Genomic DNA, 24397 nt, shown 5'->3' on the forward strand with positions numbered 1-24397 from the left:
TCACGCGCTTGCCTGATTTCGGGCGCGCGATCCGTCGAACACCACCTGGTCGTACCACCAGAGCCCCTCGAACAGGACGCGCGCGACGTTGCGAAGCGCGCTTCCGGACACCATCTCGCCAATGGACCTCTGGCCGTCGATCGAATCGACCAGCTGCTTCTGATGCGCGTTGATCGGCAGATACAAGTCGGTGTAGGTGTGATGCCGGTTGATCAGCACCGCTGCGGCGCCCGGCGGCAATCGCTCCTCCACCATGATCGTGTCCGGGACACGGACCGGCACGTAGTCGAGCCACGCTTCGCCCTGGAAGCTGATCGGCTCATGATCGGGTCGATCGTTGCGGTAGACCACGGCACTGTGGCGAATCATCGAACCCCGGAAGAGTTCCACGGCGGCATACTGCTCCGGCGTCGGGAGTCGGGCGAGCAGGGCGTGATGGGGCGTTGACGCCAGCACGCCGCATTGCGGCAGGTAGGCGGCCTGCTCTATCCAGCGCCCGAATCGGAAGCCGCCAGCCTCGATGAAGTCCATCATCTGCGGGACTGAATAGGCCCGGTCGCAGGGATGAAGAAGCGCATCGGCCAGCGCCGCTTCGTTGCCGAAGTCCGGCGAATTGCGCAACACCGGCATCAGCGGATGATCCGGCGGGATCGCCTGAAGGCTCTGCGCGAGCGCCTTGATCTCTTGTGCCGTCGCCCCGATCCCGAGCCGGCGGCAGTAGTCCTGCAACAGGTACACCCCGGCACGGCCATAGGGCGCGTAGACCATGAGTTGCATCGCGCCGTCGGGCTCCAGCACGCCGTGCAGGGCCCTCAGGCCCGCGTCGGGGTCAGGCAGGTGGTGCAGCACGCCCGTGCAGACGATGTGGTCGAAGCTGCGCCGGAGCTCGGCTGCGCGCTCCACCGGAAGCTGGAGCAACTCGAGATTGTCCAGGCCGTACTTGTGCTTGAGGCGTTCGGTGCTCTCGATGCTCGACAGGCTGACATCGATCCCGACCACTTTCGCCCGCGGCCAGCGCAGCGCGTGCCTTGCCGCCTGCGATGTGCCGCATCCGACCACCAGGACGGTCCGATCGTCCCGATAAGCGGCATGCGGCCAGTAGAGATGGGCATCGGCGCGCCGCCGGTCATCGGTCCACAATTTTCGGTAGGGCTCCAGGTCGTCGACCGGAGGCGGGTAGGGATGGCGTTCGTAGAACGCGCTCACCTCCCGCGCCACCCGATCGACGTCCACTCCGTGCGCCTCGCGGAGCTCAGGAATTGCCGTGCCCCGCCACCTGCGCCAACACCGCATCCAGGTTGAACGAAGCGGGTTTCTGGCGAGGCGGGAACTTGGCGAAGTCTGCGATCTGCCCCGCGATCACCGCCTGCATGAGGTACATCTGCGGCACGTGGTCGACCATCCAGTCCAGGTAGGTGTTCGAATTGAATTCGGCCCGCTCGTAAGGGTCGCGGCGCAGGTTCATGATGTACGGCAGCCGAAGCTTCACGAACGGCTCGGCCCACTGCCGCATCGTATTCGCGCGCTGCACGGCAAGGTGGAACTTGTAGTCGCCAACCCGCACCGCGATCACCTCGCCGTCATCGCTGAAGTACACGATGGCATTTCGCAGGCTCTCCTTCACCGCGCCAGTCAGGTACGGGATCTGGTCGTAGCCGTCGAGATGCACGTGGAACTTCTTGCCGTCGACCGTGCAGCCGTCTAGCAGTTGCTGCTTCACATCCGGATTGCCGGCGGCCGCGAGCAAGGTCGGGAACATGTCGATGTGCGAGACGATGCCGTTCAGCACCGAGCCGGCCTTGATCTTGCCCGGCCAGCGCATGAAGCACGGCACGCGCCAGCCGCCCTCCCAGTTGGAGTCCTTCTGGCCACGAAACGGGGTGGTGGCGCCGTCGGGCCACGTGTCGTTCTCCGGGCCGTTGTCGGTGGAGTACATGACGATCGTGTTGTCGGAAATGCCCAGTTCGTCGAGCTTGGCGAGCATCTGCCCGATCTGTTCGTCGTGGACAACCATGCGATCGCTGTAGGGGTCCTGTCCGCTCTTGCCGAGGTTCTTCTCGGCGACGTGCGTGCGGAAGTGCATCGCTGTCGAGTTGTACCAAAGGAAGAACGGCTTGTCCGCCTTCGCCTGTTTTTCCATCCAGGCGATCGCACTGTCCGTGATCTCCTCGTCGATGGTTTCCATGCGCTTCTTGGTCAGCGGGCCGGTGTCCTTGATCGTCTGCCCGCCCTTGCCGTCGGCGATGCAGTGCAGCACGCCGCGTGGACCGAACTGCTTCCTGAACTCGGGATCCTTCGGGTAGTCGGGAAGCTCGGGTTCTTCCTCGGCGTTCAGGTGATAGAGATTGCCGAAAAATTCGTCAAAACCATGCATGGTCGGCAGGAACTCGTCGCGGTCGCCGAGATGGTTCTTGCCAAACTGACCCGTGGCATAGCCGAGCGGCTTCAGCAATTCGGCGATGGTCGGGTCCTCTTTCTGCAGGCCGACGGTGGCGCCCGGCATCCCGACCTTGGTCAGGCCGGTGCGGATCGGGTTCTGGCCGCATATGAAGCAGGCACGGCCGGCCGTGCAACTCTGCTGCGAGTAGTAGTCGGTGAATGTCACCCCTTCCTCTGCAATGCGATCGATATTGGGGGTCCGATAGCCCATCATGCCCCGGCTGTTGTGGCTGATGTTCGAAATGCCGATGTCGTCGCCCCAGAGGATCAGGATGTTGGGTTGCTTCGTTGTCATTCAGGCTCCTTTCGGTTGATAGACCACAGGATTCAGCGAACGCGACGCGGGACCCCGCGGGCGTAGAGCATAGTCTTCATGGGGCCCCGCGCCAACACGCGCAGCCAGGCGCTGCGCTGCACCAAGGTGCAATTCCGCCGAGGGCCATTGCGGCGGATGATGTCGGAGATTGCGCGCCCGCCGACCCTCAAAGGAGCACCGATGGCCACCTCAACGAAGCCGAACATCCTGTTCATCATGGCCGACGATATAGGCTGGTTCAACGTCAGCGCCTACAACCTCGGCGTGATGGGCTACCGAACCCCCAACATCGACAGAATCGCCCGCCAGGGTGCGCTGTTCACCGACTTCTACGGACAGCAGAGCTGCACGGCCGGCCGGGCCGCATTCATCACCGGGCAGACCCCCATCCGCACCGGCCTCACCAAGGTGGGCATGCCCGGAGCGACGCTGGGGCTGAGCGCAGAGGACCCTTCGATCGCCGAGCTTCTCAAGGGCTTTGGCTACGCCACCGGCCAGTTCGGCAAGAACCACCTGGGTGACCGCAACGAGCACCTGCCGACCGTGCATGGCTTCGACGAGTTCTTCGGCAACCTGTACCACCTCAATGCCGAGGAGGAGCCCGAGTACGAGAACTACCCCAAGGACCCGGCATTCCGAAAGCGGTTCGGCCCCCGCGGCGTGATGCGGTGCACGGCGACCGACAAGGATGACGCGAGCGTCGACGAGCAGTTCGGCAAGGTCGGCAAGCAGATCATCGAGAACACCGGGCCGCTCACTCGAAAGCGCATGGAGACGGTGGATGAAGAATTCATCGGCGCGGCCATGGACTTCATGGAGCGGAAGACGAAGGAGGGCGGCCCCTGGTTCTGCTACTTCAATCCGACCCGCATGCACGTCTTCACGCACCTGAAGGAATCATCGCGCGGCAAGAGCGGCTTCGGCCTCTACCCCGACGGGATGGTCGAGCTGGACGGCTATGTCGGCGAGCTGCTGAAGAAGCTCGATGAGCTTGGCGTGGCCGACAACACCATCGTCGTCTTCACCACCGACAATGGGGCCGAGGTCTGCACTTGGCCCGACGGCGGCGCAACACCGTTCCGCGGCGAGAAGGACACCAACTGGGAAGGGGGCTGGCGCATCCCGTGCGTGATGCGGTGGCCCGGGGTGATCGAGCCCGGCTCGGTGATCAACGACATCTGCTCGCTGCAGGATTTCATCCCGACCTTCGCCGCAGCCAACGGGGAGCCCGATCTCGTCGCCAAGCTGAAGAAGGGCCATCAGGTCGGAGAGAAAAGATTCAAGGTGCACCTCGACGGCTACAACCTCTTGCCCTTCCTTTCAGGCCAGGAGAAGACGAGCCCGCGCGACGCCTTCCTCTACTGGAGCGACGACGGCGACATGATGGCGATCCGCATGGGCAAGTACAAGATCGTCTTTTCCGAACAGCGCAGCCAGGGCATCAACGCATGGCGTGAGCCCCTGTCGCCGATGCGCGTACCCAAGTTCTATGACCTTCGCGCGGATCCCTTCGAGCGTGGCGAAGAAAGCATCAAGTACAACGACTGGTTCATGGAGCAGAACTTCCTGCTCTACAGCGCTCCACCGGTGATCGCGAAGTGGCTGGAGAGCTTCAAGGAGTTCCCGCCCCGTGCAAGGGCTGCGAGCTTCAGCATCGAGCAGGTGGTCGAGAAGCTGATGCCGAAGAGTTGATGGGCGCACGCAGCGATCTGGTCACCTACCCGCGCCATTGGAGTTCATATGCCGTACCTTCAGTTGGACGTGACCTGCAGCTATTCCACAGGCGACAAGAAGCGGTTGGCTGCGGCGATGAGTGAGACCTACGCGCGCATGATGTCCGTGGATATTCGGCGAATCAGCGTTGCCATCCGTGAGCTGGGCGAGGGCGGGGTGTGGCGCATTCCAGAAGTGGGAGACGAGCCGACTCCCGTCTCACTGCTCATGTTGGACATCCGCCGAGGGCGGCCCGCCGAGCTGCGAATGCAAGTGGCAAAAGCCCTCTGCCAGCACTGCGTTGACATTCTCGGCCTGCAGGAGAACCGACTCAACGTCGAGTTCACTCAGCACGACGGGGACGAGATGTACCACCCGGAGCTTGGCGGTTACAGCCCGGATTGGAAGCCCGGCGAGGCGTGAGCCGCTCGACGCGCGATCAGAGCATCGAGAAGGCGATAGCCGTGGATCACGGAGGGCAAGGGACGTTTTTGGAAATATGCCAGCAGTGACCTCGTCTGCTCCGCCTACTCGTAGAACGCGGGCGACAGCTTCTGTCCGTCGCGCTGCGCCTTGTCGTGGTTGATCCAGAGCTGGGCCTTGTCACTGGCCATGATGTTCGCGAGCCGCTGCATCGAGGCGGCGGTCTGCTCCGCGTTGAAATTGATCGATGGGACGCGTCTGTTGTCCCAGTTCTCCTTGAAGTGGACGGCATCACCGGACAGCAGCACGGCGCCGGTGCGGGGCAGCTTGACGAGCAGCGATTGGTGCCCCACGGTGTGCCCAGGTGTCGAGATGATGATGACACTGCCGTCGCCGAACACGTCGCGGTCGCCTTCGATCGTGGTCACTGTCGCACTGGGTCGGGACCGAAGGGAGCTTCCGCCCGGGGACTCGTATTCGGCTTTTTGCACCATCAGCATCGAGTTCTGGAACATGTCAACATTGCCGATGTGATCGGGGTGGCTATGAGACACCGCGACGTATTTGATGTTCGACGGCTTCAATCCGAGTTCGTCGATCTGCGCTGCGAGCGTCTTCGGCAGGTACCAGGTGATCGCGCGCGGGTCCGAGGGTCGCAAGCCCTTGGGCATGGCCGCGACCGAGTCCGCGAGGCCCGTGTCCCAAAGCATCCAGCCCTGCGCGTGCTTGATGAGATAGCAGCTTCCGGCGAATGGCATCGACTTGCCCACGTTGACGCCCGGTGACCACCGGGAGATGTCTCCCGCGACGCCTTCGCCACAGTTCAGGATGTAGAGACGCTGCACGCCGGACGCCGGCGCTTGCGAAACGATGGGCTGCGAGCAAGCCTGCAACAAGGAAAGGACCGCCACGAGGCCGGCCACTATCAGGCCGAGACGCTTGACAGACATCATGTTGTTCCTTACACGACGGTCACTGCGCCGTGATTCAGTTCTTCCTGATCAAGCCCCACGCATCGCGACTGCGCCGGCGTTCAAGCGCGAGAAAGGACCTCTCTTGTAACGCCACTGGGGCGGATCTAAAACCTGAACTCAAGCGAGCTATTACCTCTTCCGACCCCGACCATGCGGGTCTGCGCTGCTTTCCCCTGGGGCTCCGCTGTAACCGTGTATCGACCAGGCGCCAGGTCGATAAGGCAAATTGGTCCGCCCGAGGAGGGAATTGAAAGCACGCCCGTGCCTGCATCGTTCTTGACCGTGACCGCGACCGCGGCCAGGAACTCGCCGCGCGTGTTCACAAACATCAGCGAAAGTGTGTGATCTCTCATCGCGCCGCGAAATGCGGTTGACTGCCTCGAGCCGATTCCGCCACAGACATACTTCACGTCGCCTTGTGCTTGCATTGGCGGGATGGCGGATTGGGCCTGTGCCGTCCAAGGTGCAGTAACGGCCAGGATGATGGCGCTGCAACCAAGAATCGATGGAAAGCGATGCATGGTGTGCTCCGCTCGTTGAGGGGCGGCCATCTTCAGTTTGCCAAAGGGGGATGTCAAGCAGACGGGGACAAATCGGCCACGGAAAGTTATTCAGCTCACCGACCCGACGAGCGCTGCTTTATGACGGCTTTGGAGAAAATCGTGTGACTCCAGTGGGCCCATCTGCGACATCCGCTGCGAGCCACCCGTCCTCAGCTGGACACCGACACCCGCGCCCCTCCACGCCCACCCTCATCCCCCCAATTCGCCGGCTCGAACCGCGCCCCGCGCAGATGCAGCGCCAGCGCCGCATCCATCGACTGGACGTGCTTGTGATACCAGTCGCGGAATTGCCAGGCCATCTGCCGGGCCTGCAGCAACTGGCCCTCCCGGGCCTGCACGATGCCTTCGCGCATGACCTCCAGCACCACCCGGTGCTGCAGCGTGTGGTCCTTGCGGCAGGAGAAGCGGGTGGCCTGCATCCACTCGTCCTCGCGCGCGAAGGTCTGGGCAGCCAGGTCGACCACCCGCTGCCAGGCGGCCGGCAGCTCGGCGTCGCCGGCTTCGTCGACGAGGGTCAACAGGGCCGTGAACTGCTCGTGCGCCCGGTCCATGAAAGGCAAATCGAGCGAAAGCGAGGCTGCCATGTGTCTTCTCCGCATTGAAAGGAAAGACACAAGGCTAGCCCTCCCGCGCGCGGGGCTCATTGACCTGCGACAAGCATCGCGCAGGCCGCGAACGAAGGCCTAGCCGCGCAAGGTGAAGACGACGGAGAGGTACGACACCGGCTGGGTGCCCAGGTCTTCGATGCCGTGCATGGCGGTGGCATCGAAGAGCAGCGAATCTCCGACGCGCATCTTCACGCGCCTCGGCCCATAGCGATAGGTGACGTCGCCCGACAGAAGATAGAGAAACTTCAAGCCCGGATGCTGAAAGGTCACATGGGGTTGGGCGTCGGCTTCGAGCATGACGAGGTAGGGCTCGACGAACAGGTTGCCCGAGAGCACATGGCCGAGCAGCTCGTAGCGGTAGTCCGCGACGGTGCCCAGGCGTTCGACCCGAAGGCCCTTGCCTGAGGGCACATGGCTGAAGTCGGCGTGCCAGCGGTGGTCCGCGAAGAGGCGAGAAAGCGGAATGCCCAGTCCGTTTGCCAGCCGGTCCAACATCTCGACGGAGGGCGATACCTGGCCGTTCTCGATGCGCGAAAGCATGGAGCGGGAGACGCCGGAGCGCATTGTGAGCTCCAGGGCCGAAACGCCGGCAGCCCGGCGCAGGCGGTTCACCTGGGTTCCGACAAGGGCGGCAGGTGCGCTGCGCGTGGGCTTGGCCTTGGGCGTCGGCAGGTAGAGCGACGGCGGCAGCCTGCGGGGGCGCGCGGTCGGGAAAGGGGAGGGGACTTGTCGGGTCTTCATGGCTCGGGCGTTCCCGTCCGAGCCTTGTCGTTGCATGGCATTTGATGTCCTCCCTTTAGCGCGATTGGCAAGTCGCTTCGACGGTCCGCCAACACACGGATGTTTGCTTGAGCGTCAACGCATTCAAACTCACCTTACCAGTTATATGGGAAAATTACTATTCACGTGGGAATGATAAAAATCAACTGCTTATGACAATCGTTCGGTGCGATCCCGAGTCAAAGAAGCAGAATCCTTTTCCGAGCGCTTGCGTGTCGCAATGGCCAAGCGCGGGTACAAGGAATTCGGTGCGACGGCTCTCGCCGAGGCGCTGACGCCGGTATTCCCGTCGGGGCTCAGCGTTCAGACCACGCACAACTGGGCATCGGGCAAGTCAGTTCCGCGAGCAGACCGCATCGCATTGATCGCCAAGCTGCTGGATGTCTCGCCGCATTGGCTCCAGCACGGGCCAGATCCGCAAGGTGAACGGAAGAATCCCAAGACGCTGGATGGCGAGATCAGCGGGAAGGCGTTCGCTGAGCGATTTCATGCGTTGACGACAGATCAGCGGCGGATCATGTTGGCGCTGTTGCATGAATTCGAGCGCGGAAGGTCTCGATGAACTACCGCAAGAGCTTGGAGTGCCGCGAGTCGCTGGGACCGTCTGCCGATCGAATCGTTGTTTCGGACTTCTGCTGAGCAAGCGGAAGCAGTCGCGCGGCACCAGGGACTGGCGCCAGCGCTGCTGCGCTCGTCAGTGCAAGTGCATGTTGTGCAGGTCAGCGGCCATTGACCGTCTTGCGGCGCACGGCCTCACGCGCTGAATTGGGCGCCGCCTCCGGGACGGACATAGCGCGGCACAGCCTGGCCGCCAGCCTTGGCCACTTCATGCAGCATCTGCTCGATCCAGCCGGCATCCATGATGTTCATGTAGTTGTCGTTCTCGTCAAAATTCACGTTCGCGCCGTGCACGACCATGAAGCCCTCGGTGCCGTCCCTGCTCGAGAAGGTGTGTACGGAACCGCCTGGTTCATAGAGGTACGAACCCTCGGTCTGAACATCATCCGGATACTCGACGTAGTTCCAGGCGCCGGCCGTCGTGTAGAAGTGCACCGTGCCGGTGTGGAAATGCTTGGGCATCAGCGTGCCAGCCTCGAAACGGGCATACAGCACCCAGATGCCGGCTTCCGCGTCCAGGAAGCACGGCGTGACATGCACGCCGGGGAACACGTTCTTGATCTCGCCTTCGCGATGACGATTGATCGTCAGCAGGAACGGCTGGTGGTTGACGGTGGTATTGAGGGCCATGTGCGTGTCTCCGTGTTTGAACTTTCTCCTGCGGGTTGCAGGACGGTGTGAGTTTGCCGAATTGCCTCTGGCGCCTCTTGTGCTTGCGCGACATAATTTTGATGCTGGACGACACACAACGACCGCCGAAACTGCCGCCTGATCATGTTGGACATTGTTCGTGCCGGTGGATTGGCAGGCTTCGAGTCACTGGTGCGCAGTCTGGGAGGCTCGGCGTCGGTCATCCTGCGCCGCGTCGGGCTGCGCGTTGACGATCTCGCGGATCCGGATCGCTATCTGCCGTACCGCAACGTCCTTCTCGCCATCGAAGAGGCGGCCACGGAACTGAAGTCGCCGGATTTCGGTTTGCGCCTTTCGGCAGTACAAGACGTGAGCATCGTGGGGACGCTGGCGCTGGCGATCCAATCGGCACCCAGCATGCGTGAGGGCATGCTGCTGGGCGCCAAGTACATGCACTTCCACACGCCCGGTATCGGATTCAAGGATTTCAGATCCGACGACGGGCGAACCGAATGCCTTGAGTTCTCTTTTCGGTTTCCGCAGGCTCCAAGTGCTCCGCAAGCCGTGGAGCATGTGGTTGGACACCTGTGCAACCTGGTGGCGCTCCTGTCGGACCGGAACATTCGTCCGGTCGGTATTCACCTTCGGCACGGAAAGATCGGCAGCAGCAAGCAGTACATCAGGCACCTGGGACAGTTGCCCCGGTTCAATGCGGCCTTCGATGGAATATCGATGGACTCGCTGGAATGGCGACGGCCCCTGCAGACCCACAACGCGGTCCTGCAAGCTTTTCTGGAACGCTTTTTTCTAGGCATCAGGCCACCGCAGGATCACCCGATCGCGGACCAGGTCCGCGAGGTGTTGTCCAATCTCACACGTATCGGCCCCGTGGACTTGAGCGATGTCTCGCGAGTATTGGAACTTCATCCCCGAACGCTGCAGCGGCGGTTGCGCGCCGACGGGGTCGCATTTGAAGACCTCAGGGATACAGCCAGACGGACATTGGCCATCGAGTTGCTGGCACAACCGCAGGTGAGCCTGGCCCACATGGCGCAGCTGCTGGGCTTTGCGGACCAGTCGGTCCTGACTCGCGCTTGCCAACGTTGGTTCGGCACTACGCCAAAGCGAATGCGCAGTAGCCGCGCGACCAGTTCGCCGTCGACCTGACGGAGCCAGGATTTTTGCTACGTCCAGAACGTCGCGACGCGCCCTACGAACCAGAACCCGGCGAGCGATCCGATTGCATACGGCGCGGCATTTGCGACATGGCGTTCGAGCGAGCGCAGGAATGCGATGCGGCGGAGGATCGCGAGGGATCCCAGTACTGCGGCGATGAATGCGAGCTGACCCAGCTCGACGCCGACGTTGAAGGCGAACAGCGCCAACGGAATGTCGCCGCGCGGCAAACCGATCTCTGACAACGCGCCGGCAAAGCCGAAGCCGTGGAGCAACCCGAAGCAGAAGGCGACGACCCACGGCCAGCGCGCGGTGAGGCTCGGCTCACCGCGGCGCAGGCGCACGATCTCGGCTGCAAGCAGCATGATCGAGAACGCGATGGCGGCCTCGATCGGTGGTCCGGGCAGGTGGACGACATCGAGGGTCGCCAGCGCGAGCGTGATCGAGTGCGCGAGCGTGAACGCGGTGATCGTCCAGACGAGCGCGCGCGTGCTGGGCACGATGAGGATCAGCGCAAAGATGAACAGCAGATGATCGTAGCCGCCGAAGATGTGCTCGATTCCGTGCCCAACGAAGGCTCCGGCGATTGCCAACGGACCGCCTCGCGCCGCGGGAATTTCCACCCACGGCTGCGCCCCGCGCACGAGTGTCGTCGTCGTTCCGCCGTCGGCGGTCTGCACGCGAACCAGCACATCGGTGATCGTCAATTGCAGCCCGACGAATTCGATGCGCTTTCCGGCGAGGCCACCGGAACCTGCGTCGATCGAGCGGCGCTCGACGAGCGAGTCGACGAGCTCCTGAACCATGGGTTCCCTGACATTCGACACGCCGTCGGGAAACTGCAGCACGACGGGCAGCCGCATGCCCGAGAGCACCGGAGTGCGCCACAACACGCTGTATTGTCCCGGTGCGGTCTCCCTCAGGTCGAGATACGCCGGGCGTGCTTCGTGAGCCCACGCCACGACAGGCAGCACCGCGAGCAGAAGCTGCGCGAGCAGGCGCAGGGCATACGCGAGCAGAAGACGGGCGCGCGGGCGCAATGGCGTCACGAGCCCTCCTCGCGCGCGGATGGCGTTCCTTTGCCGCCGGGCGCCGTTGCTGCGCGCGCCGGCTGCGCAATGTCGGTGGCGGCCGGAAGGAGGATCGTGTACTTGGCGCGCATGTCCTTGTACGCCTTCTGCCAGGCTTGAGCTTTCTGCTCGGTGAGCCATGCGGTCTTCACGTCCTGCTCGATCTCCTCGAAAGCGGGAACGCGGCCTGGAAGGACGGCGTCGACAAACACGAGATGCCAGCCGAAACCCGACTCGATCGGACCCTGCCAGGAATCGGGGGGGAGTTTCGCGACGGCCTGTGCGAACCGCGGTCCGAATTCCTTGCCGAGGAACTCCGGCGCGCGTTCGCGGTAGTACTCCTGAAACATGAATGGGTCGGCAAGCGAAACGCCGACCTTCGTGTCCTCGGGCTGAGCGGCAAGCTGCGTCAATGCGCTCGCCGCATCGTCGTGCGCGCGAGCGCCACGCCGGTCGGGCGAGAAGTACAGGTGCCTGAAGCTCACCCGACTCGGTTGTGCGAAACGCTCGCGGTTGCCGTCGTACCAGCGCATGAGCTCGTCGCTCGTCGGCTCGTGCGCCGCCGCGACATCCTCGGCGAGGAACTGCATCTTCTGCGCCATCCGGCGCTTGACGATTTCGTCGTCCTTGTCGAGTCCCATCGCAAGCCCCTCGCGATACAGGATCTCGTTCTGTACCTTGCTCTCGACCAGACGGTTGAACTCCTCTGGCGTGGGATCCCGGCGCCATTGCGACTTGAACACGAGCGCCAGCTGTCCGAGCTCGTCGACGCTCAGTCGAATTTCCGTCGAGGGCGCGGCGGCGGGTCGCGTGTGACTGTAGATGCCGAACAGAAGGGCGCCAACCAGCAGGAACTGGAGCAAGGGCTCGTGCAGCAGCTTCTTCATCGAACGATCCTCATCACGGAATGCCGGGGAGCAAGGTTGCTGGACCTTGGAGCCTGCTCAGCGCAACACGCCCTTGGCGGGTAGCGGGTTCAGCTCGGCCACCTCCGGAATGACCTCGTAATTGGCGTAGCCGAACTCGTTGCTGCGCGCGCCGACGAACTTGTCGCCGAGCTTGTAGACCGTGACCTCGATCGGAGTTCCGGCTAGCACCGTAACGAGCTTCCCGCGATTGACGTAGTAGGGGGTGGAAGCACCTGTGCGGGTGCGGCGCGCCGGGTCGTCGGTCAGGCTCGGCTGCAGTTGGTCGCGACCAGCGTGCGACACGATGATTTGCCCCTGATTGCGGTCGAGCTTCGAGGTGACGTTGCCGGGATCAATGGGTGTGCTCTCCTTTGCGCTGGAGCCGGCCGCGCTGAAGGTCATCCTGAATTTCGACCCGGTCACGTTGTTCTGCAGCCAGGGGGACTTGTCGACGAGCAGCGCCTTCAGCTGTGCTTCATTCAGCGCCACGGCGCCCCGCTTCTTGAGTGCCTCCACGGTGAGGCCGGGCTTCGCAGCGCCCCGCGCCTGCTCGGATGGCGAGTACCAGACCGGCGAGCTCCAGGCGCGCTCCTGGACTGTCGCCGCCACGACGTCAGGCGGGGCGATGCGCAACTCTGCCGCCTGGATCGTCGTCCAGCGTGGAGTCGGAATCTCGAGCACGCGAGCGTAGTAGAACGCGTGCAGGCTCGCGTCGAACTCGGGATCGGACCACACGGTCTTCAACTCCGTCGAACCACGATCGTTCGTGTACGTGCCCTTCTCGATGTCGACCGTGCTCTCGATGGGCTGCACAGAGCCGGACGCCTTGTCGAGCTTGCGGTCACCCGACCAGACGACGTCGAAGACCTTCTCGAAGCTCTGGCCCTGCTTTGTCCAGCCCTTGACGACCTGAATGCGATCCAGATTGCCGGACGTTGGATCCTTGACTGCCCAGAGTACGAAGGTCGGCGCCGCGCCCTTCGTCGCCGGCATGGACGGGAGGTCGCCTCCCATGGGCACGCCGTTGGCATAGGACTGGCGCACCCAATCCTGCGCGTCAAGGATGTCCTTGTTGTAGTTCCAGCCGCCGAAGAAGCGAACCTTGATGTGCGGACCGCTGACCGCGAAGGTTTCCTTGCGCTTCATGGCATCGAAGATGGAAGCACGGGTGTTCTCCTCGGCCCAGACACCCGTCAGGCCTGCCGGGGCCTCCGTGCGCGGGTCGATTCCGCCGAAGAGGCGCCCCGCCATGCGCGCCTCGATCGTTGCATCCATCACCCCGTGCGCGCCGAAGAAATTGTTCTCTCTGTAAGGCGCGCCCGTGGTGTGTGCATCGGCGGCCGCACCAAAGCCGAACTTGTACGGGTTGAACCCCTTGGTGTCCTCCAGAGCCAGACCATCCTTGAGCGCCTGCCGCGCGTAGCTGCCGACGACATGGGGGATGCGACCGGCCGGATCCCCGAGCAGGAACGTCCAGATCTCGAAGGAGGCGAATTCGTCCGTGGGAGAGAGGAGCGGATGCGTCTCCGATGCCCCCTTGATCTGCTTGATCTCGATCAACGGTTCGTTCCGCATGCGCGATTCCGCGTACGCCCGGTCGATCGCTCGACCGTGAAGATCGATCTCGGTGGGATACATGCGCCCATCGGAAAGATTCGCGTTGTGGGAGATGGCGAGGAGCTCATTGCCTCCCTTGCGCTGGGTGTCCATCCACCGCCATAGCTCCGAGGGGTCGGTCGAGTCCAGGGAGCTGAAGGGGGCGGGGGGTACGTGTGCGCAATCCCTGAAGAAGATGTTGCGGTGGAGGTTCATGTTGTTCGGCATGGACGTCCACTCATAGCTGCAGAAGGCGGTGAACTTCCCGGGTTGGTTGGCTTCATCGGCGATCGAGACGGTCTTCTGCCAGACCGTGTGCGAGATCTCCGGCGTCATCAGTGCCTTGACCGGCGCACCGCTGATGATCTTCTGAGCCGCGAGAAAGACACGGCTGGCCTCCGCAGGCGTGTTGTTTCTGAGGATGACAGCCTGCGCCGCTGGCACCTTGCTGATGGGTGAGCTCGGATCATTGGCGAGCGCCACGACCCCGACGTATTCGGAGTGGTCGGTAACGCCGCCAAAGTCCAGTGGCGTGTCGATCTTGATGTCGAAGCCCGCCGGAGACTTGATCGGCTCCCCCTTCATGTACTTGTAGGCATCGACCGGCGTCGTCAGGCGGTCTCCGAGGAGCCAGGCATCCGCCGACCAGCTGGTATGCAGATGAGTCTCGCCGAAATAGGCGTTGCGGTCGGCATTCCTTTCCTGGGCCTGGGCCGGCGCGCCTATGAAGACGAACAACAAACCGAAGGTGATTCGCGACAGTTTCATCTTTGTCTCCCCCAAGTTCGCCGTCGCGACTACTCGCACCAGCGCGCGTTGATCTGGGTCCTATCACCGGATCGGGTTGAGCTCCGCCACTGCAGGAGTGAGCTCATAGTTGGCGTAGCCGAATTCGTTGCTGCGCGCCCCCCAGTACTTGCTACCCACCTTGTAGACGGTGATCTCGATGGGCGTGCCGACGAGCGCGGTGACGATCTTCCCGTTGTTGAGGTAGTACGGCCTGGAGGCGCCGAGATAAGTGGCGTCGGCCACGTCGCTGGTCAGGCTGGGCATCGCCATCTTGCGCCCCACGTACTTGAACTGGATCTCACCCTGGTTGGCGGCGAAGCGCTGGGAGACGTACCCGGGCTCGACGGGTGTGGCCGGCTTGCCCGATGGGCTCTTCCCCGAGGCGCCATAGACGATCTGATACTTGTCGCCGGTGACCGTGTTCTCCAGCCACAAGGACTTCTCCACGATCAGCGCTTTCAACTGCGCGTCGTTGAGCGCCACTGCGCCCTGCGTCTTGAGCGCGGCGACGGTGGTCCCGGGCTTGGCGCTCTTGAGTGCCTCGGCGCTGGGTGTATACCAGACGGGTGAACTCCAGGCGCGCTCTTGGACCGTGGCGGCCACCACGTCGGGGGGCGCAATGCCGAGTTGCTTGGCCTGGATCGTGGTCCAGCGCGGTGTGGGGATTTCGAGCGCGCGGGCGTAGTAGAAGGCGTGCACGCCGGGATCGAACTCGGGGTCGGTCCAGACGGTCTTGAGTTCCACTGCGCCGATCGAGTTCGTGTACGCGGCGGTCTCGAGGTCCACAGTGCTGCCGATCGACGGCACCACGCCGGTCCACTTGTTCGCCTTGCGGTCGCCGGCCCAGACGACGTCGAAGACCTTCTCGAAGCTCTGGCCGTTCTTCGACCAGCCCTTGACGACCTGGATACGGTCGAGATTGCCCGAGGTCGGATCCTTGACCGCCCAGACCATGAACGTCGGGGCCTTGGACTTCGCAGGCGGCAGGTCGCCACCCATCGGTACGCCCTTCGCATAGCCAGTCTTGACCCAGTCCGCGTCGGCCAGCATGGACGCGGTGTACTCCCACCCGCCGAACAGGCGCACCTTGATATGCGGCCCGCTGACCGCGAAGGTTTCCTTGCGTTGCATGCCCTCGAACAGCGAGGCGCGTGTGTTCTCTTCGGCCCACACGCCGGTCAGTCCGCCCGGGCCAATCGAGCGCGGGTCCATGCCGGCGAACAGACGGCCGGACATGCGCACCTCGATGGCGCCGTCCAGCGAGGCGTGACCGCCGAAGAAGTTGTCCTGGCGGTAGGGGACGGCGGTATTGTGGGAGTCCGACGCGGCCCCGAACCCGAACTTGTAGGGGTTGAAGCCCTTGGTCTCCTGCATGGCGAGCCCATCCTTCAAGGCTTGCCGGGCGTAGCTGCCGACGATGTGCGGAATGCGGCCCACCGGGTTGCCCAGCAGGTACGGCAAGATCTCGAAGTTGGCGAACTCGTCGTTGGGCGAGAGCAAGGGATGCGTCTCCGAGGCACCCTTGATCTGCTTGATCTCGATCAACGGCTCGTTGCGCATGCGCGACGCGGCATAGGCAGCATCGATCGCGCGCCCCTTGTCATCGACCTCGGTCGGGTACATGCGACCGTCCGAGAGGTTGGCGTTGTGCGAGATCGCAAGGAGTTCGTTGCCGGCCTTGCGCTGCGTGTCCATCCAGTTCCACAGATCCACGGGCTGGACAGAGTCCAAGGCGCTGAACGGCATCGTCGGCACCTTGGCGCAGTCCTTGAAGAAGACGTTGCGATGGAGGTTCATGTTGTTCGGCATCGACGTCCACTCGTAGGAGCAAAAGGCCGTGAACTTCCCCGGCTCGTTGGCCGTGTTGGCGAGCGTGATGTTCTCCTTCCAGACCGTTTCGGCGATCTGCGGGGACATCAACGCCTTGTCGGGCTTCGGCGCGCTCAGCAGCTTGATGGCATACAAATAGACCCGCTGCACCTCGGCCGGGGTGTCCGCCTTCATGATCAAGGGCTGAGCGGCAGGCAGCTTGCTGACCGGCGATTTGGGATCATTGGCGAACTTGATCACGCCGACGTATTCCGAGTGGTCGGTGACGCCCGCCCAGTCGAGCGGCGTGTCGATCCTGACCTCGTAGCCCAGCGGATGTTTGATCGGCTCACCCTTGAAGTACTTGTACGCGTCGCCGGGATCGGTGAGGTGGTTCCCGAAGAGCCACGCGTCGAGCGACCAGCTCGTGTGGATGTGGGTCTCACCGAAGTAGGCGTTGCGGTCGGGATTCTTCTCCTGGGCCTGGGTCGGCGCGCCAATGAAAGCGAACAGCAACCAGAAGGTCATTCGGGGCAGTTTCATCGTTGTCTCCCCAGGATGGAAGCCAAATCAATGCCTCGCGACGAATGTGAGGATCGCCCCGCCAGGCAGGAAGTCGTTCAAGCTGCACGAGCCGCGACCCAGCATTCTTTCGCTTCGTCGCGCCCTGCACAATCCGGGCGCCCACGCAGCACCACGTACGTGGACGCGCGGTCGGGATCCTGCAGCCTACGGCCGTACCTGCTGAGTTCGGCCAGGCGCTGTCGTGCGCCGGAAGCCCGTACTCGCCGCCCTTGATAGCTTGGGGTACGCCAGGCGAGGACTACAGCGACCGATGGGTCGCAGCGACGCAAGGTGTGTTGCCGTGCGCCTTCTCCACAGCCGCCGGCGCGGCGCTACGTCTACGAAGAAGGTGGGCGATTCGCCGACGGCTGTCACAACTCCGATGCAGTTGGCTAGCGCGCGGAGCAGGCTTAGCATCGCGCAAGCAGAAGGGGGTCTCATGAGCGCCGATCCAACTGACCACGCCTCCCCGACCAAGGCCGAACCACCCGCCGCGCGGCTGCGTCGCTTTTTCGACCTGCCAGGTCCCAAAGGAGTGCCTCTGCTCGGCAACGCGCTCCAGATCAAGCCGGAAGCCTTCCATCAGATTCTCGAGGGATGGACGGAGCAGTACGGGGGCTTGTTCCGCTTCTCGATCGCCGAGCGCAACTTTCTTTGCGTGAGCGACCCAGCGCTCAACGCCTCCGTGCTCAAGCAGCGCCCGGAGGGATTCATCAAGGGGCCGCGACTGGTGCAGGTCTGCAAGGATCTTGGCTTTCACGGCGTGTTCTCCGCCAACGGGGAAGCGTGGCGCCGGCAGCGTCAGATCGTGCTGGCGGGGCTGGATCCGGCACACCTGAAGACTTTTCTGCCTTCCATCGAAGTGGTCACGGCCCGGCTTCGCGCACGTTGGTTCAGCGACGCGCGCAGCGATCGTGAAATCGATCTCATGACCGACTTGATGCGCTACACAGTGGACGTGACCACCTGCCTTGCGTTCGGCCGGAACCTCAACACACTGGAGCGGGACGATCATGATGTGATCCAGCAACACCTCAACGTGATCTTCCCGACTTTGGCGCGTCGCGTCCTCGCGCCGATCGACTTCGAGCACTGGCTACCCAAGCCTGGGCTTCGTCAGCACGTGGAAGCATTGCAGGGCGCGGTGCAGAAGTTCATCCGAGAGGAGCGTCAGCACATCGAGCACCGGCCTGAACTGATGCAGCGTCCCGAAAACCTGCTGCAGGCGCTCATTGCTGCCTGCGACAGAGAGAGTGCGGGGCTCAGTGACGAGGATCTGTCCGGCAACGTGCTGACCATGCTGCTCGCTGGCGAGGACACGACCGCCAATACGCTGGGCTGGCTTATCTGGCTCCTGCACGACCACCCCGACGAGTGGAAGCGTGCGCGGAACGAGGTCGATGCGATCGTCGGCGCGGGCCAGATCCCGCGCTCGACCGATCAACTCTCACAGCTCGACTTCGTCGAGGCCTGCGCCAACGAAGCAATGCGCCTCAAGCCGGTCGCCCCCATCAACATCGTGCAAGCTGCGCATGACGTCGTGATCGGCGACGTCGCGGTCCCCAGAGGCGTGTTCGTGACCTGCGTGATGCGCCCGGCCGGCATGGATGCAAATCGTTTCGATGAACCGAAGGCGTTTCGCCCGGCGCGCTGGATCGATGGCACGCACGCAGAGGGCGAGCGGATGATGGGTGCCAAGCGCGTGGTGATGCCCTTCGGTGGTGGCCCGCGCGTGTGCCCCGGTCGCTATCTCGCACTGGCCGAGATCAAGATGGTGATGGCGACATTGCTGGCGAACTTCGACATCGCGCAGATGAGGACGCCCGAGGGCGGGCCCGCGGAATACATGTCGCTCACGATGTCTCCCGTCGGGCTGTCGGTTCGTCTTTCACCCCGGGCAATCGGCACTTCTTCGTGACACAAGCCTCTTGGCGGTGATGACGATCACCGACGCCTGTCTGCCGGCATTGGACGCCGGCCCAGTTCAACTGCCACGGCCATGGCCACGCCGTGGCGCGTCAACTTGAATTCGACACGGCTGCCGGGTGCCAGCATCGCCGTCTCATTGATGAGGGCCGTGGCATCGGCGATGCTTTTGCCATTCATCGAAGTGACGGTATCACCCACGCGCAACCCGGCTTTCTCGCCCGGCCCACCGCGCTGGACCTTCTCTACCACCGCGCCGGATGCATCGGGGGTGCTGCGCTTGGCATCGCGCGCGACCACGCCGATCCAGCCTCGCTCGACGCGCCCATGCGCAATGATCTGGTCCATCACCTCGCGCGCCAGGCTCACCGGGATCGCGAAGCCGATGCCCTGGGATCCTCCGCTTTCCGAGTAGATGGCCGCATTGATTCCGACCAGGTTGCCGTCGATGTCCACCAATGCGCCGCCCGAGTTGCCGGGGTTGATTGCTGCGTCGGTCTGGATGAAGTTCTCGAACGTGTTGATGCCAAGCCGATTCCGGCCGGTTGCGCTGACGATGCCCTGAGTCACGGTCTGTCCGACCCCGAACGGGTCACCCACGGCAAGCACGATGTCACCCACCTGTACCGAACCCGCCTCCGCGAATGTGATCGGCGGGAGGCCCGTCGCATCTATCTTCAGCACAGCGAGATCGGTGTCGGGGTCGCGGCCGAGCAGCTGCGCGTCAGCCACCTTGCCGTTCGGCAGCATGACGGCGATTTCAGTCGCACCGTCGACCACGTGGTTGTTGGTCAGGATATAGCCCTGTGCCGCGACGATCACGCCGGAGCCCAGGCTCAGCGAATCCTGCCCGCGCCGGCTGCGGCGGCTTGGCGCGCTGCGCGTGTAGATGTTGACCACCGAGGCCGACGCCTTGCGCGCTGCCAAGCGATAGCCCGTGTCGCGTCGCCCAAGTATCGTGTTCGCCAGCGATGAACTGCCGCCTGCCTCATGAATCGTGACGATGTCGTTGCGGGCGGGCGGCGACGCGGCAGGGCGGAACGCATGCCAGGCGATCAGCAGGCCGGCACCCACGGTCACAGCTTGGGCGAGCAGCATCCACAGTCGATGCAGAGTGATCGAATCGGCTTTCATTCAAGCTGGCTCATGTGCAAGAGCACTTCGAGCAGACCCGCCGAACCCCTACCCCCGCACCACCAGCGCGTCCGGCAGCTCGATCTTCACCTCCAGCACCTCCAGGTCGTCCTGCTTTTCCAGGTGCACCTTGATGTCCTCGGCCTTGATCGACACGTACTTCGAAATCACTGCGATCAGCTCGCGCTGCAGTTCCGGCAGGTAGTCGGGCCGCTTGGTGCCCAGGCTGCTGCGCTCGTGGGCCAGGATGATCTGCAGCCGCTCCTTGGCGACGCTCGCCGTCTTCTTCTTCTCGCCGAGCAGAAAGGAAAACAGGGACATGGCTACCTTCCGAAGATGCGTTTGAAGAAGCCCGGCTTCTCGGCGTCGACGAAGCGCATCGGCTTGTCCTCGCCCAGGAAGCGCGCCACCACGTCGCTGTACGCCTGCGCCACGTCGGTGTCCTTGTCGTGGATCGCCGGCACGCCCTGGTTGGAGGCCTGCAGCACGGATTCAGATTCGGGGATCACGCCGATCAGCTTGATCCGAAGGATGTCCTGGATGTCTTCCAGCGACAGCATCTGGCCGCCGGCCACGCGGTTGGGGTTGTAGCGCGTGATCAGCAGGTGTTCCTTGATCGGCTCGCCGCCTTCCTTGGCGCGCTTGGTCTTGGAGCCCAGCATGCCCAGAATGCGGTCCGAGTCGCGCACCGAGGAGACCTCGGGGTTGGTCACGATCAGCGCCTCGTCGGCGAAGTGCATCGCCATCATCGCGCCGGTCTCGATGCCGGCCGGCGAGTCGCAGACGATGTAGTCGAAGCCCTGCTCGGCGAGCTCCTTCAGGATCTTCTCGACGCCGTCCTGCGTCAGCGCTTCCTTGTCGCGGGTCTGCGAAGCAGCCAGCACGAACAGGTTGTCGCACTGCTTGTCCTTGATCAGCGCCTGGCTCAGGTTGGCCTCGCCCTGGATCACGTTGACCAGGTCGTACACCACGCGCCGCTCGCAGCCCATGATCAGGTCCAGGTTGCGCAGGCCGACGTCGAAATCGATCACGGCCGTCTTCTTGCCTGCCAATGCCAGTCCCGATGCAAAGCTCGCGCTCGTGGTCGTCTTGCCGACGCCGCCCTTGCCCGAGGTCACCACCACAATTTTGGCCATGCCATTCCTTCTTCGTTCGTTCGTTTCAGTTATTGGGTCGCCGGGCGCACACGCCCCCGATCACAGGATCGGCTCCATGACGATTTTCTTGCCGTCGAGCGAGATCCGGGCCGGCTTGCCGGCGATCTCGGCCGGCAGCGCCACCTCCGCCGTGCGGTAGATGCCCGCGATGGCGACCAATTGGGCCTCCATGCAGGTCGTGAAGATGCGCGCCGAGGTGTCGCCCCGGGCACCGGCAATGGCCTTGCCGCGCAGCGGCGCGTACACATGGACGTTGCCGTCGGCGATGACTTCGGCGCCGTAGCTCACCAGCGCGGTCACGATGACGTCGCCGCCGCGGGCGTAGACCTGCTGGCCCGAGCGCAGCGGCTTGTCGATCACCAGCGTGCCGTTCGCCGGCACCGGCACCTCGCGCACGATCTGGGGCGCCTCGGGGGCCGGCGCCGGGGCCTCGGCGGGCGCCGGGGCAGGGCGCGGCACCGGCGCCGCCGGCATCGCGGTGACCGACAGCCCGGCCGCGCGGGCCGCCGCATGCTGGGCATCGCTGCCGCCGCGCACCGCCACCGGCTGGGTCTGGTGGCGCGCCAGCAGGCCGCGCAGGGCGGTGAAGTCGAGCAGTTGGCCGGCGTCGGCCGGGTCTTCCTCGGGCAATTGCGAGAGGTCGATGACCACCGGCTCCTGCTCGAAGAAGTCGGGCGAGTCCGCCAGCTGGGCGTCGAGCGCTTCCGCCAGCACCTCGAGATCGGATGTCTTGAGGATGACCGCGATGAGCGGCAGCGTGGCGCTCTTGAATTCGAATACCGCCCTGGTGCGCGCGGCGGATGCATCTGCCATGGAAAAGCTTGGTGCGAAAAGCGTTGGAGTCTAACGGGCACGGGGCTCCGCGTGGAAAAAGGGCGCTCCAAACCGCCCCGCGGACAACATTTCTTGCACCAGGTTTCACTTGGGCGCCCCATCGTTCCGGCCGCCGCGTGACATCCCTCACGCTCCGCGACCCGCGCCCGCACTCACTTAGTGCAATTGCACTATTCATCGCGCCGCCATCGGCCCCGAGACTCGTCGCACCGCTGTAACAGTTCGTTAGCGGACCGAATATCACCCGAGGAGTCTGATTTTGTTGCGCACCCACCCGAAAAGCCGAATTGCCCTGTCCACAGCGCTCTTGCTGTCGCTCGCCGCCTGCGGCGGCGGGGGAGGCGGCAGCGGCGGCTTCCTGCCCACCGGCACCACCGCGGGCACCAGCTCGGGCACCAGCGGCGGCGGCAATAGCGGCACCACGGCCGCCGCCAAGCTGAACGGCATCGCCGCCACCGGCGCCGCCTTCGCGGGCGCCAAGGTCACGGTGGTCGACCAGCGCGGCGTGACGGTGTGCACCACCGAGACCGACGCCAAGGGCGCCTACGAATGCACCCTGCCGGCCGACACCAAGGCGCCGCTGGTGGTCACGGCCGCACGTGACGACCTGACGCTCTACAGCACGACCGCCAGCGCCACCGGCGGCAACGTCAACGTCACGCCGCTCACGACCATCATCGTTTCGCGGCTGTCGCCCGACGGCAATCCGGCCAGCCTGGCGGGTGCCATCGCGACCCGGCCCGACACCGTGACCGACAGCACGGTGAAGCAGCAGGTGGCCGAGCTGGTCGCCGCGCTGAAGCCGCTGCTGACCCTGCTGGGCGACGCCGTCGACCCGATCAGCGGCGCCTTCTCGGCCGACGGCTCGGGCCACGACCGGCTGCTGGACTCGATCTCGGTCAGCGTGCGCCCCGACGGCACGGGCGCCAACATCGAGATCACGGTCAAGGCCGTGCCCACCAGCGAGGACGCCGCCCCGGTCTCGATCAGCTTCCGCAGCGACGCGACCCTGCCGGCACTGCCGCAGTCGGTCGCCACGGCGACGCTCGCTCCGGCCGGCGCCTCGCTGGCCGTGGCCTCGCTGTTCGACCGGCTGACCCAGTGCTTCGCGTTGCCGCTGAGCAAGCGCGTGAACGCAGCCAACGACACCACCGCCGTGACGGGTGGCCCGGGCGACGTCATCGCCACGGAGTGCCTCACGCTGTTCGTCAACGACAACCCGGCCAGCTACCTCAGCAACGGCAGCACCGTCGGCCGCGACAGCAACAACCAGGGCGCCTTCGCCGGCCTGTTCCGCCCCGGCGCCACGGGCGTCAAGTACGACCGCGGCGAGCAGCAGTTCTTCCGTGCCAACGGCGACCAGGTGCTGAGCTACCGCACCACCGACAGCAGCGGCGCAGTGCAGAACCAGACCATCGTCGCGCGCGACGTCGGCGGCACCTTCAAGCTGATCGGCAACCAGTACAACTACTCGGTCAGCGTCGCGCCGACCGTGCAGGACCGCGACTTCGTGAGCGCGCCCGCGTTCAACTACCTCAGCGTGTCCTACGACGTCTCGATCCCGAACCGGAAGGACGGCCAGGGCAATGCGATCTTCACCAAGGCGGTCGTGACGGCACCGAACGGCACCAGCTACACCTACAAGCCGGGTGCGGGCAATGCCAACCTGGTGGTCGACAAGCCGGACGGCACCTCGGCCAGCACCTCGCTGCTGCGCCTGGCCGCGGGCTTCCGCGATACGTCGAAGAGCGGCAGCCCGGCCGACTTCGAAAGCTCGTACTTCCTGAGCCCGCAGCTCAGCGACGAGCAGCTGCGTCAGCTGCCGGAGCAGGGCGCCTTCAAGGTCGAGTTCTTCCACGTCGACACCAACAAGGCCAACGTGGTCCAGACGCACCGCATGATCACGCGGGTGCCGACCATCGCCGAGGCCAGGCAGCTGAAGTTCGCCGACCTGACGGCGGGCATGCGCAACGAGATCAAGGGCATCGCGCCGGCCCAGGCGCTGGTCTTCGATGCGCCGAGCGCCAGCGAGCCCAGCCTGGTCGACTTCAGCGCCGAGGGCGACCTGGACGCCTGGACCGTGCCCGATGGCGCCCCGGCTCCGACCGCCTTCACGGTCTACGGCGCCTCGTCGAGCAGCGTGCAGTTCGAGGACAAGGTCGATGTCGCCAGCTCGGCGCGCAAGGCGAAGGTCTACTGCTCGTCGGAAGGCGGCACCGACAACCATTGCCAACAGATCAACGGCAACTGGCTCTATGCCGGCGGCACCAGCATCAACCTGTTCCAGCTCTCCGCCACCAGTGCGCAGCAGGTGCTGTTCCTGAAGGGCTTCTCGACCCGCATCCCGGCCCCCTGAAGCAAGTCACTGCG

21 protein-coding genes are annotated in these 24397 nt (G+C 64.2%); 6 read left to right on the top strand and 15 right to left on the bottom strand.

Annotation, left to right across the window (positions count from 1 at the left end):
- Both QTI68_RS37515 and QTI68_RS37520 read right to left on the bottom strand, forming a co-directional pair.
- Positions 1 to 1233: a class I SAM-dependent methyltransferase gene (locus tag QTI68_RS37515; RefSeq protein WP_286529329.1), complete on the bottom strand. Its 1233-nt coding sequence runs from the start codon at positions 1231 to 1233 to the stop codon at positions 1 to 3.
- Positions 1234 to 1252: 19 nt separating this feature from the next.
- Positions 1253 to 2734 carry an arylsulfatase gene (locus QTI68_RS37520; RefSeq protein ID WP_286529330.1) on the bottom strand — a complete coding sequence of 494 codons (1482 nt, stop codon included), beginning with the start codon at positions 2732 to 2734 and terminating at the stop codon, positions 1253 to 1255.
- Positions 2735 to 2935: 201 nt separating this feature from the next.
- On the opposite strand from QTI68_RS37520, the gene QTI68_RS37525 reads away from it, so the two are divergent.
- Positions 2936 to 4447 carry an arylsulfatase gene (locus tag QTI68_RS37525; protein WP_286529331.1) on the top strand — a complete coding sequence of 504 codons (1512 nt, stop codon included), beginning with the start codon at positions 2936 to 2938 and terminating at the stop codon, positions 4445 to 4447.
- A 48-nt stretch (positions 4448 to 4495) separates the two neighbouring features.
- Entirely contained in the window at positions 4496 to 4891 is a 396-nt protein-coding gene (locus QTI68_RS37530) for a tautomerase family protein (RefSeq protein WP_286529333.1), read from the top strand.
- A gap of 104 nt (positions 4892 to 4995) precedes the next feature.
- Here the strand turns inward: QTI68_RS37530 and QTI68_RS37535 are convergent, their stop codons facing one another.
- From QTI68_RS37535 to QTI68_RS37550, 4 genes are all read right to left on the bottom strand, one after another.
- On the bottom strand, positions 4996 to 5844 hold the full coding sequence (locus QTI68_RS37535; protein ID WP_286529334.1) for an N-acyl homoserine lactonase family protein: 849 nt from the start codon (positions 5842 to 5844) through the stop codon (positions 4996 to 4998).
- A gap of 125 nt (positions 5845 to 5969) precedes the next feature.
- Entirely contained in the window at positions 5970 to 6386 is a 417-nt protein-coding gene (locus QTI68_RS37540) for a carboxypeptidase regulatory-like domain-containing protein (protein WP_286529335.1), read from the bottom strand.
- Positions 6387 to 6577: 191 nt separating this feature from the next.
- Positions 6578 to 7012 carry a hemerythrin domain-containing protein gene (locus QTI68_RS37545; protein ID WP_286529336.1) on the bottom strand — a complete coding sequence of 145 codons (435 nt, stop codon included), beginning with the start codon at positions 7010 to 7012 and terminating at the stop codon, positions 6578 to 6580.
- A 99-nt stretch (positions 7013 to 7111) separates the two neighbouring features.
- A complete protein-coding gene (locus QTI68_RS37550) occupies positions 7112 to 7648 on the bottom strand; it encodes a helix-turn-helix domain-containing protein (RefSeq protein ID WP_286529387.1) in 537 nt (178 codons plus the stop codon).
- Positions 7649 to 7982: 334 nt separating this feature from the next.
- Here QTI68_RS37550 and QTI68_RS37555 point away from each other — a divergent pair, with 334 nt between their 5' ends.
- Positions 7983 to 8378, top strand: coding sequence for a hypothetical protein (locus tag QTI68_RS37555; protein ID WP_286529337.1), 396 nt, complete (start codon positions 7983 to 7985; stop codon positions 8376 to 8378).
- A 191-nt stretch (positions 8379 to 8569) separates the two neighbouring features.
- On the opposite strand, the gene QTI68_RS37560 is transcribed toward QTI68_RS37555, so the two are convergent.
- Positions 8570 to 9064, bottom strand: a complete 495-nt coding sequence (locus tag QTI68_RS37560; protein WP_286529339.1) for a 2,4'-dihydroxyacetophenone dioxygenase family protein — start codon at positions 9062 to 9064, stop codon at positions 8570 to 8572.
- 144 nt (positions 9065 to 9208) lie between these two features.
- On the opposite strand from QTI68_RS37560, the gene QTI68_RS37565 reads away from it, so the two are divergent.
- Positions 9209 to 10231 (top strand): AraC family transcriptional regulator, encoded by a 1023-nt coding sequence (locus QTI68_RS37565; protein WP_286529341.1) that lies wholly within the window; start codon positions 9209 to 9211, stop codon positions 10229 to 10231.
- Between the two features lie 17 nt (positions 10232 to 10248).
- On the opposite strand, the gene QTI68_RS37570 is transcribed toward QTI68_RS37565, so the two are convergent.
- The 4 genes from QTI68_RS37570 to QTI68_RS37585 form a co-directional block, all read right to left on the bottom strand.
- Positions 10249 to 11289: a HupE/UreJ family protein gene (locus tag QTI68_RS37570; protein ID WP_286529342.1), complete on the bottom strand. Its 1041-nt coding sequence runs from the start codon at positions 11287 to 11289 to the stop codon at positions 10249 to 10251.
- Entirely contained in the window at positions 11286 to 12197 is a 912-nt protein-coding gene (locus QTI68_RS37575) for a peptidylprolyl isomerase (RefSeq protein ID WP_286529344.1), read from the bottom strand. Before QTI68_RS37575 ends, QTI68_RS37570 begins: the two co-directional genes overlap by 4 nt.
- 57 nt (positions 12198 to 12254) lie before the next feature.
- Complete coding sequence (locus tag QTI68_RS37580) at positions 12255 to 14582, bottom strand: DUF3604 domain-containing protein (RefSeq protein WP_286529345.1); 2328 nt, start codon at positions 14580 to 14582, stop codon at positions 12255 to 12257.
- Positions 14583 to 14645: 63 nt separating this feature from the next.
- On the bottom strand, positions 14646 to 16955 hold the full coding sequence (locus tag QTI68_RS37585) for a DUF3604 domain-containing protein (protein WP_286529346.1): 2310 nt from the start codon (positions 16953 to 16955) through the stop codon (positions 14646 to 14648).
- 460 nt (positions 16956 to 17415) lie between these two features.
- Here QTI68_RS37585 and QTI68_RS37590 point away from each other — a divergent pair, with 460 nt between their 5' ends.
- On the top strand, positions 17416 to 18894 hold the full coding sequence (locus QTI68_RS37590) for a cytochrome P450 (RefSeq protein WP_286529347.1): 1479 nt from the start codon (positions 17416 to 17418) through the stop codon (positions 18892 to 18894).
- 26 nt (positions 18895 to 18920) lie between these two features.
- Here QTI68_RS37590 and QTI68_RS37595 read toward each other — a convergent pair whose 3' ends face one another.
- The 4 genes from QTI68_RS37595 to minC are packed head-to-tail and all read right to left on the bottom strand — an operon-like array spanning position 18921 to position 22006.
- Complete coding sequence (locus tag QTI68_RS37595) at positions 18921 to 20036, bottom strand: S1C family serine protease (RefSeq protein ID WP_286529349.1); 1116 nt, start codon at positions 20034 to 20036, stop codon at positions 18921 to 18923.
- Between the two features lie 48 nt (positions 20037 to 20084).
- On the bottom strand, positions 20085 to 20357 hold the full coding sequence (minE, locus tag QTI68_RS37600; RefSeq protein ID WP_286529351.1) for a cell division topological specificity factor MinE: 273 nt from the start codon (positions 20355 to 20357) through the stop codon (positions 20085 to 20087).
- A 2-nt stretch (positions 20358 to 20359) separates the two neighbouring features.
- On the bottom strand, positions 20360 to 21172 hold the full coding sequence (minD, locus tag QTI68_RS37605; RefSeq protein WP_286529352.1) for a septum site-determining protein MinD: 813 nt from the start codon (positions 21170 to 21172) through the stop codon (positions 20360 to 20362).
- A 60-nt stretch (positions 21173 to 21232) separates the two neighbouring features.
- Positions 21233 to 22006: a septum site-determining protein MinC gene (gene minC, locus QTI68_RS37610; RefSeq protein WP_286529354.1), complete on the bottom strand. Its 774-nt coding sequence runs from the start codon at positions 22004 to 22006 to the stop codon at positions 21233 to 21235.
- Between the two features lie 280 nt (positions 22007 to 22286).
- Here minC and QTI68_RS37615 point away from each other — a divergent pair, with 280 nt between their 5' ends.
- Positions 22287 to 24383, top strand: coding sequence for a carboxypeptidase regulatory-like domain-containing protein (locus QTI68_RS37615; RefSeq protein ID WP_286529355.1), 2097 nt, complete (start codon positions 22287 to 22289; stop codon positions 24381 to 24383).
- The last annotated feature ends 14 nt before the right edge of the window (positions 24384 to 24397 follow it).

It is taken from the genome of Variovorax sp. J31P207 (assembly GCF_030316965.1).
Lineage (GTDB): Bacteria > Pseudomonadota > Gammaproteobacteria > Burkholderiales > Burkholderiaceae_C > Variovorax > Variovorax ginsengisoli_B.

Coding starts and splice junctions, on each gene's coding strand:
- QTI68_RS37520 (WP_286529330.1), bottom strand. CDS start 2,734: ATGACAACGAAGCAACCCAACATCCTGATCCTCTGGGGCGACGACATC.
- QTI68_RS37525 (WP_286529331.1), top strand. CDS start 2,936: ATGGCCACCTCAACGAAGCCGAACATCCTGTTCATCATGGCCGACGAT.
- QTI68_RS37530 (WP_286529333.1), top strand. CDS start 4,496: ATGCCGTACCTTCAGTTGGACGTGACCTGCAGCTATTCCACAGGCGAC.
- QTI68_RS37535 (WP_286529334.1), bottom strand. CDS start 5,844: ATGATGTCTGTCAAGCGTCTCGGCCTGATAGTGGCCGGCCTCGTGGCG.
- QTI68_RS37540 (WP_286529335.1), bottom strand. CDS start 6,386: ATGCATCGCTTTCCATCGATTCTTGGTTGCAGCGCCATCATCCTGGCC.
- QTI68_RS37545 (WP_286529336.1), bottom strand. CDS start 7,012: ATGGCAGCCTCGCTTTCGCTCGATTTGCCTTTCATGGACCGGGCGCAC.
- QTI68_RS37560 (WP_286529339.1), bottom strand. CDS start 9,064: ATGGCCCTCAATACCACCGTCAACCACCAGCCGTTCCTGCTGACGATC.
- QTI68_RS37565 (WP_286529341.1), top strand. CDS start 9,209: ATGTTGGACATTGTTCGTGCCGGTGGATTGGCAGGCTTCGAGTCACTG.
- QTI68_RS37575 (WP_286529344.1), bottom strand. CDS start 12,197: ATGAAGAAGCTGCTGCACGAGCCCTTGCTCCAGTTCCTGCTGGTTGGC.
- QTI68_RS37580 (WP_286529345.1), bottom strand. CDS start 14,582: ATGAAACTGTCGCGAATCACCTTCGGTTTGTTGTTCGTCTTCATAGGC.
- QTI68_RS37585 (WP_286529346.1), bottom strand. CDS start 16,955: ATGAAACTGCCCCGAATGACCTTCTGGTTGCTGTTCGCTTTCATTGGC.
- QTI68_RS37590 (WP_286529347.1), top strand. CDS start 17,416: ATGAGCGCCGATCCAACTGACCACGCCTCCCCGACCAAGGCCGAACCA.
- QTI68_RS37595 (WP_286529349.1), bottom strand. CDS start 20,036: ATGAAAGCCGATTCGATCACTCTGCATCGACTGTGGATGCTGCTCGCC.
- minE (WP_286529351.1), bottom strand. CDS start 20,357: ATGTCCCTGTTTTCCTTTCTGCTCGGCGAGAAGAAGAAGACGGCGAGC.
- minD (WP_286529352.1), bottom strand. CDS start 21,172: ATGGCCAAAATTGTGGTGGTGACCTCGGGCAAGGGCGGCGTCGGCAAG.
- minC (WP_286529354.1), bottom strand. CDS start 22,006: ATGGCAGATGCATCCGCCGCGCGCACCAGGGCGGTATTCGAATTCAAG.